Genomic DNA, 17,540 nt, shown 5'->3' on the forward strand with positions numbered 1-17,540 from the left:
CACCTGTGAGCTTGACCATGCGCGAATGGGACAGACTGAAGGTTATCGAAGCGCTTGTCGAGACGGGTTTGAAGCCCGGACGCGCCGCTGAGCGCTTGGGTCTGACGGTACCCNAGGGCAAGCTCTTCTGGACCGACGACCGCATCTGCGACGGCGAGAACCCGCTCAAGCTCGGCAACAACAACAGCGGCAAGGCGGTGGGCGGCAGCACCGTTCACTTCGCGATGGTCTCGCTGCGCTTCAGGCCGGAGTGGTTCAGATCGCGCTCGCTGCTCGGCTACGGCGCGGACTGGCCGCTCGACTGGCGCGAGATGTGGCGTTATTACGGCGAAGTCGAAGAGGCGCTGAAGATCGCCGGGCCCGTGAACTATCCGTGGGGACCGAAGCGGCCACGCTATCCATATCGGCCGCACGAACTGAACGCCGCCGCGCTCGTGCTTGCGCGCGGCTGCGAGGCGCTCGGCATCGACTGGTCGGCGACGCCGCTCGCAACGGTCTCGGCGCCGCGCGGCGAGGCGCATCCCTGCGTATATCGCGGATTTTGCGTATCGGGGTGCGCGACCAACGCGAAGCAAAGCGCGCTCGTCACGTGGATACCGCGCGCCGTGCGCGCAGGCGCGGAGATTCGCGACCTTGCGATGGTCGGACGCATCGTCATGGGCGACGATGGCCGTGCCACCGGCGTCGAATATCTGCGCGAAGGGCAATGGCAATTCCAGCGCGCACGCAACGTCGTGGTCGCGGGCTATGCGATCGAAACGCCCCGGCTTCTTCTGATGTCCGCGACGGACCGCTATCCCGATGGCCTCGCGAACAGCTCGGGCCTCGTCGGCAAGAATCTGATGGTGCAGACGAATCAGGCCGTCTGGGGAACGATGGAAGAAGAAGTGCGCTGGTACAAGGGGCCGCCTTCGCTTTCGCTGACCGAGCATTGGAACTATGAAGACAAGGGCAAGGACTTCTTCGGCGGCTATTGCTACATGAGTCAGGGACCGCTGCCCGTGGCGTGGGCGTCGGTGCAGAACGGACGCGGCTTGTGGGGTCAACAGTTGCTCGACGAGATGCAGAAGTACAACCATCAGGCGGGCTTGAAGATAGTCGGCGAGACGCTGCCGCAGGAACGCAATCGCGTGACGCTCGCCGACGAGAAAGATCAGTATGGCCTGCCGGTGGCGCGCGTGACCTACTCGCTATGCGACAACGACAAGCGCCTCGTCGCGCATTCGCTCGACTTCATGAGCCTCGCGCTCGAAGCGGCCGGTGCGCGCGATGTCTGGCGCGAAACCGACGACACGTGCCACCTGAACGGCACCGCGCGCATGGGCGACGATCCCGCGACGAGCGTCGTCAATGCGGATTGCCGAAGCTGGGACATCGACAATCTATGGATTTGCGACGGCTCCGTCTTTCCGACGGTGGGCGGCGTCAATCCGTCATTGACGATACAGGCGATCGCAATGCGGACCGCCGACCGAATCGAGGCGCTCGCGGCGCGCGGGGAACTGTAGATAAAAAACGCATGGCCGCTCTCAAGAGCCGAGTCATTCATGAACTTGCTAAAGGACATTTTCGGCACCCAAGGCCACGTCACGACGCTGCAAGAATGCGCCCGGGCGGCGATCGTTTTCTGTTGGGGCTTGTTTCTCGTGAGGGTCGCCGGGCGCAGAATCTTCGGGCGATGGGCGGCGCTCGACATCGTGGTGTCGATCATCGTCGGCTCGAACCTGAGCCGCGTCATCACGGGCAGCGCGCCGCTCGTGGGCACGCTCGTCGCAACGGGTTTCATGATCGCCGCGCATTGGGTGCTCGCGCATCTGGCTTCGCGCTACCGGCTGTGGGCATTCATTTCGGAAGGCAGTCCCATTACCCTGTTCTCCGAAGGCGAGCCGTGCACGAAGACCCTCTTGCGGTATGGCGTGTCCGAGAATGACATCAACGAGGCGCTGAGTCAGAACGGCATCGACCATGTGAGGAATGTGCAGAAGATGACGCTCGAACCAAGCGGAAAAATAAGCGTCTCCAGACGAAATCGCGAGTCCTGAACTCGATGATTGACGACGAATGCAGGCGTCGTTCGCAGCTTCTGATCCGGAACGACGCTTGCTTGTGTCACGACGTGATATTAGCCCCCGGGAGCGCGCTGATGAGCAAAGAAACCAAGAACCCAACGTATCCTTTCGCTTCGGGCGGTTGGGGATCGTTGAAGTCGGTCGCCACTATCCTCATGCAGGAAAAGGTGCCGCTAAAAGACAGCGCGATCCTGCTCAAGCAGAACAAGCCGGACGGCTTCATGTGCGTGAGCTGTTCGTGGGCCAAACCCGCCGATCCCCACACGTTCGAATTCTGCGAAAGCGGCGCGAAGGCGACAGCGTGGGATACGACCGCCAAGCGCATGACGCCCGAGTTCTTCGAGCTTCACACGGTTAAGCAGTTGCTCAACTGGCACGATCACGATCTCGAAGAAGCAGGACGGCTGACCGCGCCGATGCGCTACGACGCAGCCACGGACAAGTACGTCGAAGTCAGCTGGCAGCAGGCGTTCGACGACATCGCCAAAGAGCTGAATGCGCTGGATCCGGAGACCGTCGTCTTCTACGCGTCAGGGCGCGCATCGCTCGAGACCGCTTACATGTACCAGCTTTTCGCGCGCATGTACGGCTGCAACAACCTGCCCGACAGCTCGAACATGTGTCACGAGAGTTCGAGCGTCGGTCTGAAGGAAGCGATCGGTGTCGGCGTCGGCACCATCACGCTCGAGGACTTCGAGAAGACGGACCTCATGTTCTTCTTCGGGCAGAACGTCGGCACGAATAGTCCGCGCATGCTTCACCAGTTGCAGGACGCGCGCAAACGCGGCGTGCCCATCATCACGTTCAATCCGCTTCGCGAGCCGGGCCTCGTGTCGTTTGCGAATCCTCAGTCGCCGGTGGAGATGCTGACGCCCAAGGAAACGCAGATCAGCACGCAATATCATCAGGTGAAGACCGGCGGGGACACCGCCGCAATGCTCGGCATATGCAAGGCAGTGATCGAGGCCGACGACCGCGCACAGGCCGAAGGCACCGAGCGCATGATCGATGTGGCGTTCATCGCGGAGCACACGACCGGCTTCGAAGATTTCGCGGCCTGTGCGCGCAAGACCGAATGGAGTGAAATCGAACGTGTCAGCGGTCTGCCGCGTTCGGCGCTTCTCGAAGCAGCCGACGAATACATGAAGGCCAAGGCCGTGATGGCGCACTACGGCATGGGACTCACGCAACACCGGCTCGGCGTGCAGAACGTACGCATGCTGTGCAACCTGCTTTTCTTGCGCGGCAATGTGGGCAAGCCGGGCGCGGGGCCGTCGCCGATACGCGGTCACTCCAACGTACAAGGTCAGCGCACGGTCGGCATCACGGAGAAGCCGGAACTCGCGCCCCTCGATCAACTCGCGAAGCAGTTTTCATTCGAGCCGCCGCGAAAGAAAGGGATGAATACCGTCGAAGCGTTCGAGGCCATGGTCAAGGGCAAGGTGAAGGCGGTCTTCAATCTTGGCGGAAACCTCGTGCGTTCGGTGCCGGATCGGTTACAGACGGAGCCGGCGTGGGCCAGCCTGCGCCTGGCCATCAACGTGGCGACGAAGCTTAATCGCAGTCACCTCGTGCATGGCGAAGTGTCGTACGTGTTGCCGTGTCTGAGCCGCATCGAATTTCATCGCACGCCGCTGGGCGATCAGGCGGTCTCGATGGAAGACAGCACGGGCTGCATGCACGGCTCGAAGGGTGTCACTGAACCAGCAAGCGAGAAAGCGCGGGCGGAGCAGTTCATCGTCGCGGGCATCGCCAAGGCGACGCTGGGCTCACGTTCAACGGTCGACTGGGACGCGTGGAGCAATGACTATTCGCTCGTCAGAAACGAGATCGCAACGACGTATCCCGAGACGTTCCATGACTTTAACGAACGCATGTGGCAGCCCGGCGGTTTTCATCGGCCGCTGCCCGCTTGCGAACGCGTGTGGAAAACGAAGTCCGGTAAAGCCGAATTCATGACGCCGAACTCGCTCGGCGAAGACCCGGACATGCCGGAGAAGACGCCGGACGCACTGCGCCTCATGACCTTGCGCAGCGACAGCCAGTTCAACACGACCATCTATAACCTCGATGACCGGTTCAGAGGCGTGAAGGGTTCCCGCATGGTCATTCTCATGAGCGAAGCGGACATCAAGAAACATCAGCTCAAGGAAGGCCAGGAGATCACGTTGCAAACCGTTGCGGACGATGGCATCGACCGTCGTCTGTCAGGGCTGACCATCAAGGCTTATGAGATCCCGGAGGGCTGCATCGGCGGCTATTACCCGGAGTGCAATGTGTTGCTTCCGCTATGGCATTACGCCGAAGAGAGCAAGGTGCCGGGCGCCAAGTCGATTCCGGTGCGTATCGTCTGATCGCTGGTTGCTCGTCGCTCGTCGAAGCGACATGCTCGCGGCCCATGTGCGTCACGGCGCACAGGGGCCGTGACCTTACTGATGGATCTCTGAGCGAAGGCGTTCGACCTCGCGGTCCGAAACCGGCGCCGCATGATTCCCCCACGTGCCACGAATGAAGCTCACGACCTGAGCCATTTGCGCGGTCGTCAGTTGACCATGGAAGCCCGGCATTTTCTGCGGCGCCGGGCCCGTCGCGGTCGTCGGGCTCTTGCTGCCTTCGATCACGATCCGCATCACGGAAGTCGGATCTTCTGCGAGCACGAGCGGGTTTCCGGCAAGCGCGGCCACCTTGCCTGGCTGGCCCTTTCCGTCGGCCTGATGGCAGCGCGCGCAGAACGACAGATAAACGCCCGCGCCGGGGCGCTCGACCTCGCCGGTCTGAATGCTGCGCGCCGTCTGTACCTTGGCGTGCTCCGTGTTCGCAAAGCTGCCGTAGGTTTGCTGCGGCGGTAATGACTTGAGATAAACGGCGATTGCTTTGAGATCGGCATCGGTCATGTACTGCGTGCTGTCCCCGATGACCGGCGCCATGGCTCCAAACGCAATCGCACCGGCGCCGTGACCCGTATGCAGAAAATCGACGATATCCTGCGCGGTCCAGCGCGCGAGTCCGCTTCCCGGATCGCCAGTGAGATTCGGCGCGAGCCAATGATCGTTCGCGCCACCCGTGAGATACCACGGCGACTTCTCGCTGTATCCGAGCTCGTTATACGCCGGGCCGCGCGGCGTGTGACACGCGCCGCAATGCCCCAGCCCTTGCACGAGATAGGCGCCGCGATTCCATTCTGCGCTGCGCTTCGGATCGGGCTGGTATTCATCGCGATTACCGAATGCGAAGCTCCAGAACAACATCCCCCAACGCTGATTGAATGGAAAGGGCAGATGCGTTTCCGGCGCGCGCTTGGCGCTCGGCTTCACGCCATGCATCAGATACGCGTAGAGCGCAGTGACGTCGTCATCCGTCATATTGGCGAGCGACGGATACGGCATGGCCGGATAAAGCCGCTTGCCGTCGCGGCGCTTGCCGTAGCGAAGCACGTCCGAAAACTCTTTCAGCGTGTAGCGGCCGATACCGAACGTGGTGTCCGGCGTGATGTTGCTTGCGTAGATGGGACCAAACGGTGAGTTGACCGGCATGCCTCCGCCGAGCGGCGTGTGGTCGGCGGCGTCGTGACACGCGCTGCAATCGCCTGCCTTCGCGAGGTATTCGCCGCGAGCGATCAATTGCGGTTCGGTCGTCGTCGGCGACTGCGCCGTGACGTTATCGGGAAGATTGTCGTTTGCCCGGCCACTGCATGCGCCCAGGGTGGCGAGCACGACTGGCATCAGTGCAGCGGCGATATGGTTTTTCAGACTCGTCGCGTTCATTTCAATGCCATTGATTGCAGGAATCGAGGAACACTTCAGCCAGGATGGTAAACACTAGCGCAAGGACGAAGAGGCAGCCGATCAATGCACTGCAAAGCGCAATGAACCGCTTGCGGCTCAACTGCTCTTGAAGGCGCGAAGGCTTTTCTGACGACGACTCGCTCGCCTCTTTGACTTGTTTCTCCTTTTTCTGCAAGAAGCGAAAGCCGTAGACTGCCAGTCCCGCGCAGACAACCGACACCATCACCGCCGCGACCGACGTGCCGTAAAGCCACGCATGAAAGTGCGTGAAGACCGGCTTGGCCCGGCGAATCGACTCGGCGTAGCAAGCTTGTGCAGAGATCGTCTCGGAGATCATCACCTGTAGCAGCCATGCGCCCGGCGAGAGAAAAAAGCCCGCACAGGCGCAGAGCACGAGACGTCGCTTTTCTTCTTTCGTGAGAGGCTGCTCGGGCAGCGCAGACGTTTGCATCAGTGGCCCCGCATCCAGAAAGGCGTCACGTAGAGCGTCGTGAAAATGAAGATCCACACCACGTCGACGAAGTGCCAGTACAGGCCGCCGATATGCATCGGCGCATTGCGTTCTTCGTCGAAATAGCCGAGCGCGATCCACACGGCGAGCAACACTAGAATGCCGATGCCGACCATCACGTGCGCCATGTGAAAGCCGGTGATCGTGAAGTAGAGGGAGCCATATAGATGAGCCGTGATGCCGTAAGGATGGTCGTGCCATTCCTTCAACTGCATGCCGGAAAACGTGCAGCCGAGTGCGATGGCGCCGAGCATCCACGCGAATGCCGGCCAGCGCCTGCCCTTCTTGAGCGTTCTCTCCGACATCCACGCCAGCACGCTGCTCAGGATGAGCACGCCCGTAGCCATTGCGCCGGTACCGATCTTCGGCATGCCCTCAGGCGGCCACGGCAGCGTCGTCTGCGACTGCGAGTAGAAGTAGCAAAAAATGAGGTAGCCGAAAAGGCTCGCTTCTGTAGCGACGAGCGCGAGCACGCCCCACCATCCGCCCGAATGCTCGCCGGTGCTTCCGACCGGCAGCACATCCTTCTTTTTCGCGGCTTTAGCCGGAATGGTTTCCTCCGGCGTCGGCGGCTCGCGTTGCGCGAGCGAGCGGCGCGGCCACATCCACGCGATCAGTGTCGCCCCGCAACCCGCGACAGCGAGGCCCGCGAACCAAGGTGAATGCAGCAGCATTCCCGCAAAGGAGAGCGCGGCAAAGAGGCCGAGCAGGAACGGTGACCATGCATCCTCTGGCATCTTCAGAATCGCGTCGGGCTTGCCGTTGAACGGATGCACGCCGAGCGCCTCGCGTCCCTGATGCAGCAGATAACCCGACTCGAGGCTCGACTGCCGCCCTTTAGGCTGCAAGCGGTCTTCCCACATCGGATGCCGTGACTCGACAATCGGCAACACCGCGAAGTTGTATGCAGCCGGCGGCGAATCGGTCGACCATTCGAGGCCCGGCGCGTCCCAGGGATTCTGCGGCGCTTTCTTCCCTCGCTTCGCCGACACGAGCGCGTTCACCGCGAAGATCCCGACGCCGATGGCGAAGATGAACGAGCCGATCGTGGTGATGAGATTGGATGTATCCCATCCCATGCCTTCAGGATAGGTATAGATGCGCCGGGGCATGCCGAGCAGCCCGGATATGTGCATCGGGAAGAAGCCGAGGTTGAAGCCGACGAGAATGATCCAGAACGCGATCTTTCCCCATCGCTCACTCATCATGCGCCCGGTGAACTTGGGAAACCAATAGGTGATGCCGCCGAATACAGGGAAGACGTTGATGCCGAGCAGCACGTAATGAAGGTGCGCAACGACGAAGTAGGTATCTGTGAGTTGCCAGTCGAGCGGCACGGCTGCGGTCATGACGCCCGACACGCCGCCGATCACGAACATCAACACGAAGCTCGCGAAATAGAGGAAAGGCGTCGAGAACACAGGCCGCCCCGTCCATATTGTCGCGATCCACGCGAAAACGGCGACCGCGCTCGGGATCGTGATCAGCACGCTCGCTGCGCCGAAGAACGCCAATGCAAGCGGCGGAATGCCGGTCGCGAACATGTGATGAATCCACACTTCGAAACCGATGATCATCGTCGCGACCGTCGACATGGCCACGGCGGCGTAGCCGACGAGCGGACGCCGGCAGAACGTCGGTAACGCATCGGAGACGATGCCCATTGCGGGCAGCACGACGACGTACACCCACGGGTGCGCGAACATCCAGAACAGGTGTTGCCATAGGAGCGGCCGGCCGTCGCTTGCGACATCGAAGAAATGCGTGCCGACGTTGCGGTCCATCCATAGCAGGAAGAACGCGAGGCTCACGGACGGCACCGCGAACAGGTTCGCGAACGAAATGGTCAGCGTGCCCCACACGATGATCGGCAACCGGTCCACCGACATGCCGACCGCGCGCATGCGAAAGAGCGTCACGACGAAGTTGACCGCGCCGACGGTCGTCGAAATGCCGAGCAGGACCATGCCGAGCGAGTAGACGTCTATATTGATGCCGCGACTGTATTCGAGCGACGAAAGCGGGACGTAGTTGAACCAGCCCGCATTCGGCGCCTCGCCGATCGGAAAGCTGCAATATAGAAAGATGCCGGCGAAGAGAAAGACCCAGTACGAAAGCGCGTTCAGACGCGGGAACGCCATGTCGCGCGACCCCAGCATGAGCGGCCAGAGGAAATTGGCGAAGCCGCTTAGCACGGGGAGCGCGTAGAGAAAGATCATCGTCACGCCGTGCATGGTGAATAGCTCGGCGAACTGCCCCGGCGTGACGAGCGACTCATTCGGCCGCGCGAGTTGCAGGCGCATGATGAGCGCCTCCGTGCCGCCCAGCAGCAGAAACACGAACGCGGTCACGATATAGCGCAAGCCGATCTTCTTGTGATCGACTGTCGTGATGAAGCCGCGCCATCCGCCTTCGCCTTCCCATACATCGAGCAGCCGCTTCTCTGCTTCCGAACCCTTCGGGACGCTGCCAAACTCCGGCTCGCGTTTGAACGCGACCCGGTGGGATTGCACGGCGCTTCGATCCCCTGTCACGGCCATCGTCTTTGTCCTTACCTGAGAGTAGCGAGGTATGCCGACAGATCGCCTGATTCGACGGGCGAAAGCTTCATGTCGGGCATGAGCGTGCCGGGCTTGATTTCCTGCGCATGCTGAATCCAGTCCATTAGATTCTCCGGCGTATTCACGACGGTGCCTGCCGCCAGCAGCCGGCGCGACAGAACATGCGTGAGATCGGGTGCCTGCACCCCCGCCGACTTGCTGCCGCGAACCGCATGGCAACCCGCGCAGCGTTCTTCGAACAGCTTCCTGCCGTGGATCGCCTGCACGGTGGCGGGCGCGGGCGCATTACGTTGTTGCGCGGCGTACCATCGGTCGTAATCTGCTTGCGACTGCGCATAGACTTCGAATGCCATGTGAGCATGTTGCACGCCGCAGTATTGCGTGCATTGACCGCGAAAGATGCCGGGCCTGTCTGCCTGTATCCACTGACGGTTCGTGTTGCCGGGTATCGTCTGCGTCTTGCCCGACAATTGCGGCACCCAGAACGCGTGAATCACGTCCGCGCTCTTGAGCAGCACCAGTACCGGCACGCCCACCGGCATATGCAGTTCGTTGGCGGTCGTGAAGGCGCTTGCGCCCTGACCGTAATCCACTTTCCACCACCAGTCGTAGGCGGTGACTGTCACCGTGAGCGCGGGTGCCCTAGGCGGATCGGCGACTTCGGCGAGTACCGTCAGCATGTACACCGCAATGCCGAACAACGCCACGGTGGAAATGGTCGTGCCCACATAGATGAAGCTCAGGCCGCCTCCTTTGCCGAGCGCCCGGTGGTCTTCGCGTTTGCGGCGGCGAAACATGGCGATCAACAACATCACCGCGATGATGATGCAGACGAGACAGCAAATGGCCGTCAGCACCCAGTCGAGCTGCAGCACGGGATGGGCCGCAGGCCCTTTGCTGTGGAGGAAATAGGCGAGCGGCGTCGGCCCGCTCGTGAGCGAATCGGCGGGGTCGGGCGCGGTCTCGTTCGCATACGCTGCGATCTGACGAAGCGAGACCGCGAGCGCCAGCCCGGTCCGGAAAAGGGATACGAAAAACCGACGCACACAGATCACATCTTCTCCTTGATGCCTCGGCATTCTCAAAAGAGGATTCTGTCTCGGGGCTTGGTTCTAGCAAGGCGTATTCCGTGCCGGCCTCGCTGACTGCCCCAGCGTTGGGATCGCGCGCCGAGTTGTAGCACATTGTGCTTTTTTCACGCCCATTGCAAAATGTTCTTTAGTGCCGCAGCGCGTAGCGTGAGGCGGCGAATGTGGCATGCACATCTGCTACCATGAATGGCACTTTCAGCCGAAACGCTATTCATTTACCCATCAACTGACCAGCAGGACGCGTGCGCAGAATGAAGCAAGCGAATAACCGCGGTGGCAAGGGCCTGCCGAGCAAAACGGACCTCGAATCGCTTTCGAATTTCCGCTATCAACTCCGGAAGTTCCTTCGCTATTCCGAGGAAATCACGCACGCGGCCGGCATCACGCCTCTTCAGTATCAACTCCTGTTACATGTGCGCGGCATGCCGGGACGCACGTGGGCCAGTGTCGGTGAGTTGGCCGAACGCCTTCAGGCGGCACCCAACGGCACCGCCGCGCTGGTCAGCCGATGCGAACGCGCAGGGTTCGTCATGCGCAAACCCGGAGAGAGCGATCGGCGTCAAGTCGAAGTGCATCTCACGCCCAAAGGCGAGCGATGCTTGCTGAAGCTCGCCGCGATGCATCTCACCGAAATGCAAACGTTCGGCTGGCTCGCCAGCAGCGTTTGATTCGTTCATGCGGTCGATGTGAACCTGAGCGAAGCTCGACACGCGAGCACGGGAGGCCGGGTTCATCCACATCGCTTGCGACGACAAGAAAGACGCCATCGACGCACCATGCGATCCGCGCTCATTGAACCAGCACGGCGTGACATTCTTTTCCCGCCGCCGACATATTGGGCACGCGTGCTGCTCCGAGCCGTTTGACTGTCGCACTTCCAAGCGTTATTCCTGAAATCGCCCTATGCGTCGACGAGGAGGCACCGAATGCCCAAGGTAGTCGTCATCACAGGCGCCGGTGCCGGCGTCGGTCGCGCCACCGTCGACGAATTCGCGCAGCAGGGCTACGACGTGGCTCTCCTGTCACGCGACGCTGAACGGCTGGAGCGGGCGGCGTTGCAAGTCCGCGCGGCCTACGGCGTGCGCGCGCTGGCCATTCCTACCGATGTCGCCGATGCACAGGCGGTCGACCATGCTGCATCGCGTGTGGAAGAGACACTGGGACCGATCGATGTCTGGGTGAACGTCGCGATGGCGACCGCGTTCTCTCCGGTTTCCAAACTCACGGCAGACGAGATCGAGCGCGGCACGAAGGTCACTTATCTCGGACAAGTCCACGGCATGATGTCCGCGCTCGCGCGCATGCGTACGCGCAACCGCGGCACCATCGTGAATGTCGGCTCGGCGCTCGCCTATCGTTCGGTGCCGCTGCAATCGGTGTATTGCGGCGCGAAGTTCGCGATTCGCGGCTTCACCGATTCGCTTCGATCCGAAATCATTCACGACCGGCTGAAAGTCCATCTGACGGTGGTCGCGCTGCCCGCTGTGAACACGCCGCAATTCGATTGGGCGCTCAACAAGATGGGCAAGCGCGCGCGGCCCGTCGCGCCGATTTTCGAGCCCGAGGTCGCTGCGCGCGCCATCTACTTCGCCGCGACGCACCGTCGTCGCGAGGTCTGGGTCGGCTTTTCCAGCGTCAAGGCGATTCTCGCGAATCGGATCGCGCCGGCGCTCATCGACCGTTATCTGGCGCACTCCGGCTATAGCGGCCAGCTCACCGACGAGCCGCTGCCGAAAGACGCGCCCAGCAATCTGTTCGATCCCGTTCCCGGCGACTACGGGGCTCACGGTCGTTTCGACGACGAGGCTCGGCCACGCAGCATGGAGATGTTCACTGACCGCCACCGCGCGCTTCTCTGGGGACTGGCGGGCATCGGCACCATCGGTCTGTTCGGTATACTAACGAAACGACGGAGCGGCGAGCGGTGAGCCGGCTCATAGAAGACTATGCGCTGCTGGGTGACGGACAGACCGCCGCGCTCCTGAGCCGCGATGGTTCGATCGACTGGCTGTGCTGGCCGCGCTTCGACTCTGACGCGTGCTTTGCCGCTTTGCTCGGCACGCCCCAGAACGGATGCTGGTCGCTCGCGCCCGCAGGGTCCGTCGAGCGACAGACACGGCGGTATCAGGACGACACGCTCGTCATAGAGACAGACTTCGAGCTGCCCGGCGGCGCGGTTCGCCTGATCGACTTCATGCCTGTGGGCGAAGCGTCGAGTTCGGTGGTACGCATGGTCATCGGGCTGCGGGGCGTCGTGCAGATGAACATGGTCTTGCGACTACGCTTCAACTATGGCGCCCTCTGCCCCTGGAGCGAACAGATCGACGGTGCGATTCAGGCTTGCATCGGACCGGACCGCGTCGTACTCCGATCGGATATTGCTTTGAGCATGACGAACGGAACAGCGGAAACGTCGTTCGCGGTGCATGCCGGCGAATCCGTCACCTTCGTGATGAGCTATGGCGCGTCCCACGATGCGCCGCCACCGCCCGTCGACGCGCAAGCCGCGCTGCGCAAGACGCAGCACGACTGGCGCGAGTGGATCAGCCGATTCGACAACAGCAGAACCGACTGGCCCGAAGCAGTCAGGCGTTCGCTGCTGACGCTGAAGGCTCTCACGCACGGGCGCACGGGCGCGATCGTCGCCGCGCCCACGACGTCGCTCCCGGAAGCGCCGGATGGCCGAATGAACTGGGATTACCGTTATGGCTGGCTGCGCGATACGAGCTTCGCGATGGTCGCGCTTCTCAATGCCGGGTTCAACGGCGAAGCAAGCGCATGGCGCGACTGGCTCTTGCGTTCAATTGGCGCGTCGCCTGAGCATATTCGGATCATGTATCGCGTCGATGGCGGGCGTCATCTGTCCGAATGGACGGTGGACTGGCTGCCCGGCCACCGCTATGCGCTGCCTGTTCGCGTCGGGAACGCGGCGGCGGAACAGCATCAGGTGGATGTGCTCGGCGAAATCATCGACTGTCTGGACGTCGGCCGGCGCGGCGGGCTCGCGCCTGCGAGCAGCGAGGACTTCGTCGAGACAGGCATCGTCGAGCATCTGGAACACGTGTGGAACACGCCGGGCTCGGGTATCTGGGAGTCACGCAATACGCCGCGCCACTATACGTACTCACGCGTGATGGTGTGGGTGGCGCTCGACCGTTTCGTGAACAGCCGATCCGGTGACGCTGCTCGCTCGTCCCTCATGCAACGGCTCATCGCTCTTCGGCAGACGGTTCGCGACGAAATCTGTCGTGAAGGATGGAACGAGGGCCTCGGCAGCTTCACTCAGTACTATGGCGCCGACGAACTCGACGCCAGCCTGCTTCTGATGCCGCTCGTGGGCTTTCTGCCCGCCGACGAACCGCGGATGGCATCGACAATCGAAAGGATTCGCCGGGATTTGAGCGAGAACGGGCTCATCAGACGCCGCAAGGTTCGGCCCGAAGGCCCGAACGAAGGCACCTTTCTGGCGTGCTCGTGCTGGATGGCCGATTGCCTTCAATTGCAGGGACGCACGGACGAGGCGCGACAGCAGTTCGAGCGCGTTCTTGCCGTGGCGAATGACCTCGGACTGCTTTCCGAGCAATACAATGCGCAGCGCCGCGAGCTTGCCGGCAATTTTCCGCAGGCGCTCACGCATCTCGCGGTCATCAATACCGCGCTCGGGTTGTGCGGGCCGACGATACAGCGGGGAGGCGGTTAAGCGCCTCTCGCAGCGTTAATACGTAGTCCGCAGTAATACTCCATAGCGCCCATTTCGCGGGTGCGCAAGACGCGCCACCTCACTGCCGCCCCAAAGGGTAACCGCGCATTGACACGCCAGGCATTCGATGCGCAGATTCAACCAGTTGCGGCTCAGGCGCAATCCTTCGATGAATACGCACAGGCGCAGCGCCAACTTGCTTAGTCATCCCGTCTTTCGACCACCGAATCGAAGCTGCCCCAAACTTACCGATTCGGCCCACTATCCTTTGTGGGGTATCGCACAAACGGAAAACGATTAGGGATACGACGGTTTTTTCAATGACCTAATGTCTCCTTGCGGCGACCCGACGCCGTCCGCGGACAAAGGAACAAACATGAAAAGGTCATTGAAAGGATGCGGCCATGCGCTGCGTACGGTGCTTCTCACGCTCGTGTTCGTTCCTGCGCTATGTTCTGCACAGAGCACTCTGAACGCGCGCTCCTTTACCGATGTTGACGATACCGCCGACGCCACCGCCGGCAATTCGGCCGTATCCACGGCGGGCAGTCTGGTCTCTATTTTGCAACGGTTGCAATGCGCCTCGGGACTGAATCCGTCAGGCAATTCGGCGACCGTTTCGCTCACGGCGAAGATGGGTTCTTATAAAATCTTTAACCCGTCGACGAACGTGTTCGATACGGTCAACATGCGTTCGTACAACGGCTGTCCGTCAGGACCGACCATCAGCATCAAGCCGGGCGCCACGCTCAAGCTGAACTTCACGAATAATCTTCCGCTGAATCCGGACGACGGCACCTGCCCGAGCCAGCCCGATCACGTCACACCGCATTGCTTCAACAACACGAACATTCATACGCACGGATTGCACGTATCGCCGTCGGGCAATGCCGACAACGTGCTGATTACCGTGCCGCCGAGCGGCGGCAAATCGACGAGTGCGAGCACGCATCAGTACGTCTACACCATACCGTCGAACCATCCGTCCGGCACGTTCTGGTATCACTCACACTTGCACGGATCGACCGCCATCGACGTGGCGAGCGGCATGGCGGGCGTGCTGATCGTGCGCGGCTCGCGCCCGGCACGCGCGGGCGTCGCCAACGGCAGCGCGGACATCGATACGATTCTCCGACGCAAGCTGCTCGGATTGCCGCTGACCGAGCATGTGATGCTCTTCCAGCAGATCGAATACGCGTGTTTCAGCGATGCCACGTCCACCGTTCCGCTTCTTGATCCGACCACGGGCGAGTGGATTTGCCCTTCGGGCAAGGTGGGCGAGATACGCGGTTATAACTATCAGCTCGGCTTCGTGACCGACACGCGCACAGGCGCGCCCGCTGGCGCGGTGAACTCGTCGTGGGTCATCTCGGGCCGCTATACGCAGATCAACGGCGTGGTGCAGCCGATCTTCCCGAGCGCGGCCGGCTTCGTGGCCGCCGGCGACATCCGGCGTCTGCGCATGGTGCATGGCGGCAACCGCGACACCATCAACGTGAAGATCGTGCGGGCGAATCTGTCGGCGCTCGGCCTCGCGGATTCACAGTCGTTGAGCACCGCACAAGTGAACACGGCGACGAACGCCGCGGCGTCCGCGTTGGCGAACGACAAAACGAAGACTTCACAAACCGTCACGCTCGACTCCCTGTGCAGCGGCGAAACCGTCAAGCAACTGGAGTTCGCCGAAGACGGCATCACGATGCAAACGATGGTGGAAAAGGACGTCAACTCGATGAACCCCGGTTATCGAAGCGACGTGCTGGTGGCGTTTCCGTCGCCCGGCTTGTATTGCATCCTCGACGAAGCGGCATCGGCGTCGGCCACCATCAACTTCCGTCAAGGCGCAAGCAAGGTGAAGGACCGCCGGCTGCTGTCGTTTGCGCGCGTGGGCCCGGGCGTGAACATCCCCAACACGACCGTGGGCAGCCATTCGAAGTACTGGCAGTATGTTCGCGATCAGCTCGTGGCCGCGAATCCCACGCTGGCTCAACCGGCGAAGACCGATCTTCAGTCGCTGTCGCTGCGTGCCTTCGCGCCGACCGTGCCTGTGGACGGTCCGATCAAGCAGACGGTCAATCAACAATTCCAGATCACGTTCCCGACGGGGCCGAACCTGCCGCTAAACTTCATGATCGAAGGTTCGTCGTATGATCCGTCCGTCATACGCGTGACCGGCACGTTGGGCACGGTGGATCAGTGGAATGTCGGCGCGTCGACGTTCGCCACGCACGTGTTCCATATCCACACGAATCCGTTCAAGATCATCGACATCAAGAACGCGGCGAACAACTCGATCTTCGATGGTTCCGGCAACTGCACGCCAGAGGAACTGGCGACCGGCGACAGCGAGTACTGCAACCTGCAAGGCGTGATACGCGACACGCTCTTCATCAAGGCGGGCTACACGTTGCAGATGCGAACGGCATACGAGGACTTCACCGGCGAGTTCGTGATGCACTGCCATATCCTCGATCACGAAGACCGCGGCATGATGGAGAACGTGGCCGTGGTGTCGCCGACGACCGCCTGGTTGCAGCGCCTCACTTCGCCTGTCACCGCGATGAAGGCGAGCACGAGCCGATGGCTCGCCCGCCTGCGCGGCGAAGACGAAACTAAGCTCGCGCTTGCGGCATCGCTCTGTTCTGCGAAGGATTATTCGCGCGGCCAGTGAGGGTGAGAGAACCTCCGCCATTGCGCGCCGGGACGCACACTTATTGAGTCCGATGGCCGCGCATGGCGGAGCGTGTCTGTTCTCGCGATGAACGTCAGCGCACGCAGATGGTATCTGAGACCCAAAAGCGCCGGCCCTTTCGACAGATAGCGGCCAAGAGCCTGACAACGACCTCAACGGCGACTCGGCATCTTCAAGCCTGCGCCCGTCGCACCGGGCCCTTGAACGACCATCCGTTGAGCGCGAGAAAAACCAGCAGCGTCGCGCCGAAGATGCACTGACGCCCTGCTTCACCGATCTGCAACGCCGTCAGCAGACTGGTGAGCGCCGTCAACAACAGCGCGGCCATCGCGACGGCAATGTAATCGCCGCGTCCACCCGCGAGCGACACGCCGCCTATCACAGCAACGACCACGCTCGGCAGCACGTACGTCGTGCCGAGCCCGAGAAACGCCTGACCGACATAGCCGACCAGCAGCACGCCCGTGAGCGCCGCGATGATGCCGCTCGCCGTATAGACCGCGATGCGTACCGCGCGCACGCGCGTGCCCGCGATGGCCGCCGCCGTCGGATTCGCGCCGGTGGCGAGCAGCCGGCGACCCCATGCGGAATGATCGAGAAAGCGCCACACGATCGCCCCGGCCGCGAGCCAGATGAGCGCGACGGTCGGCACGCCCGCGAGCGTCCTTCCGGCGAGCGCCGCGAGCGCCGGGCTCGCCGCCGTGTTGACGTGCATCACCGACGACCACACGATCAACCCGCCATCCACGAGACTCGCCATCGCGAGCGTCATGACGAGCGGCGGAATGCGCAGCAGCGTGATGCCGACGCCGTTCACGGCGCCCACCAGCGCGCCGCTCGCCGCTGCCACGATGAACGCCACAGCCAGACCCGGCGACGCGGGCCCGAGCAGCGCCGCGCCGAGAATGCCGCCGAGCGTCGCCGCCGCGCCGACGGAGAGATCGAGCCCCTGTTCGCCCGCGATCATCACGAGCGATTGCGCGATGCCGAAAAGACCGAGAAAGGTCGCGATCTTCAACTGATTGGCGATCTGTCCCGGACTGGCGAAGCCCGGCACCGCGAACTGCCCGCCGACCAGCACGATGATCGCGAGCACCAGCAGAAACACACGGCGCGATTGCGTATTCATGG

11 protein-coding genes and 1 pseudogene are annotated in these 17,540 nt (G+C 62.0%); 7 read left to right on the forward strand and 5 right to left on the reverse strand.

Annotation, left to right across the window (positions count from 1 at the left end; all coding sequences use genetic code 11):
• Nucleotides 1-114: 114 nt before the first annotated feature.
• The 3 genes and pseudogenes from GV035_RS09340 to GV035_RS09350 form a co-directional block, all read left to right on the forward strand.
• A pseudogene (locus GV035_RS09340) lies at nt 115-1,508 on the forward strand (GMC family oxidoreductase); the annotation flags it as partial.
• Nucleotides 1,509-1,547: 39 nt separating this feature from the next.
• Nucleotides 1,548-2,042 (forward strand): DUF421 domain-containing protein, encoded by a 495-nt coding sequence (locus GV035_RS09345; protein WP_159834653.1) that lies wholly within the window; start codon nt 1,548-1,550, stop codon nt 2,040-2,042.
• A gap of 101 nt (nt 2,043-2,143) precedes the next feature.
• The gene (locus GV035_RS09350; RefSeq protein ID WP_159834654.1) at nt 2,144-4,423 is read left to right on the forward strand and encodes an FdhF/YdeP family oxidoreductase; all 2,280 of its coding nucleotides are present in this window, start codon (nt 2,144-2,146) and stop codon (nt 4,421-4,423) included.
• Between the two features lie 75 nt (nt 4,424-4,498).
• Here the strand turns inward: GV035_RS09350 and GV035_RS09355 are convergent, their stop codons facing one another.
• The 4 genes from GV035_RS09355 to coxB are packed head-to-tail and all read right to left on the reverse strand — an operon-like array spanning nt 4,499 to nt 9,972.
• On the reverse strand, nt 4,499-5,791 hold the full coding sequence (locus GV035_RS09355) for a c-type cytochrome (protein WP_442859549.1): 1,293 nt from the start codon (nt 5,789-5,791) through the stop codon (nt 4,499-4,501).
• Nucleotides 5,792-5,834: 43 nt separating this feature from the next.
• Entirely contained in the window at nt 5,835-6,305 is a 471-nt protein-coding gene (locus GV035_RS09360; RefSeq protein WP_159834656.1) for a hypothetical protein, read from the reverse strand.
• Nucleotides 6,305-8,905, reverse strand: a complete 2,601-nt coding sequence (gene ctaD, locus GV035_RS09365) for a cytochrome c oxidase subunit I (protein WP_159834657.1) — start codon at nt 8,903-8,905, stop codon at nt 6,305-6,307. The genes GV035_RS09360 and ctaD overlap by 1 nt, the downstream gene beginning before the upstream one ends.
• Nucleotides 8,906-8,916: 11 nt before the next feature.
• The gene (gene coxB / locus GV035_RS09370) at nt 8,917-9,972 is read right to left on the reverse strand and encodes a cytochrome c oxidase subunit II (RefSeq protein WP_236572502.1); all 1,056 of its coding nucleotides are present in this window, start codon (nt 9,970-9,972) and stop codon (nt 8,917-8,919) included.
• Between the two features lie 296 nt (nt 9,973-10,268).
• On the opposite strand from coxB, the gene GV035_RS09375 reads away from it, so the two are divergent.
• The 4 genes from GV035_RS09375 to GV035_RS09390 all read left to right on the forward strand — a co-directional run bounded on the left by GV035_RS09375 (nt 10,269) and on the right by GV035_RS09390 (nt 16,388).
• Nucleotides 10,269-10,685 (forward strand): MarR family winged helix-turn-helix transcriptional regulator, encoded by a 417-nt coding sequence (locus GV035_RS09375; RefSeq protein ID WP_159834659.1) that lies wholly within the window; start codon nt 10,269-10,271, stop codon nt 10,683-10,685.
• Between the two features lie 258 nt (nt 10,686-10,943).
• Nucleotides 10,944-11,945, forward strand: coding sequence for an SDR family oxidoreductase (locus tag GV035_RS09380; protein WP_159834660.1), 1,002 nt, complete (start codon nt 10,944-10,946; stop codon nt 11,943-11,945).
• Entirely contained in the window at nt 11,942-13,717 is a 1,776-nt protein-coding gene (locus tag GV035_RS09385) for a glycoside hydrolase family 15 protein (RefSeq protein ID WP_159834661.1), read from the forward strand. Before GV035_RS09380 ends, GV035_RS09385 begins: the two co-directional genes overlap by 4 nt.
• Nucleotides 13,718-14,093: 376 nt before the next feature.
• The gene (locus GV035_RS09390; RefSeq protein ID WP_159834662.1) at nt 14,094-16,388 is read left to right on the forward strand and encodes a multicopper oxidase family protein; all 2,295 of its coding nucleotides are present in this window, start codon (nt 14,094-14,096) and stop codon (nt 16,386-16,388) included.
• A 193-nt stretch (nt 16,389-16,581) separates the two neighbouring features.
• On the opposite strand, the gene GV035_RS09395 is transcribed toward GV035_RS09390, so the two are convergent.
• Nucleotides 16,582-17,538 carry an ABC transporter permease gene (locus GV035_RS09395; RefSeq protein WP_159834663.1) on the reverse strand — a complete coding sequence of 319 codons (957 nt, stop codon included), beginning with the start codon at nt 17,536-17,538 and terminating at the stop codon, nt 16,582-16,584.
• Nucleotides 17,539-17,540 lie beyond the last annotated feature (2 nt).

It is taken from the genome of Burkholderia sp. 8Y (assembly GCF_902506145.1).
In the GTDB taxonomy this organism is placed as follows: Bacteria; Pseudomonadota; Gammaproteobacteria; order Burkholderiales; family Burkholderiaceae; genus Caballeronia.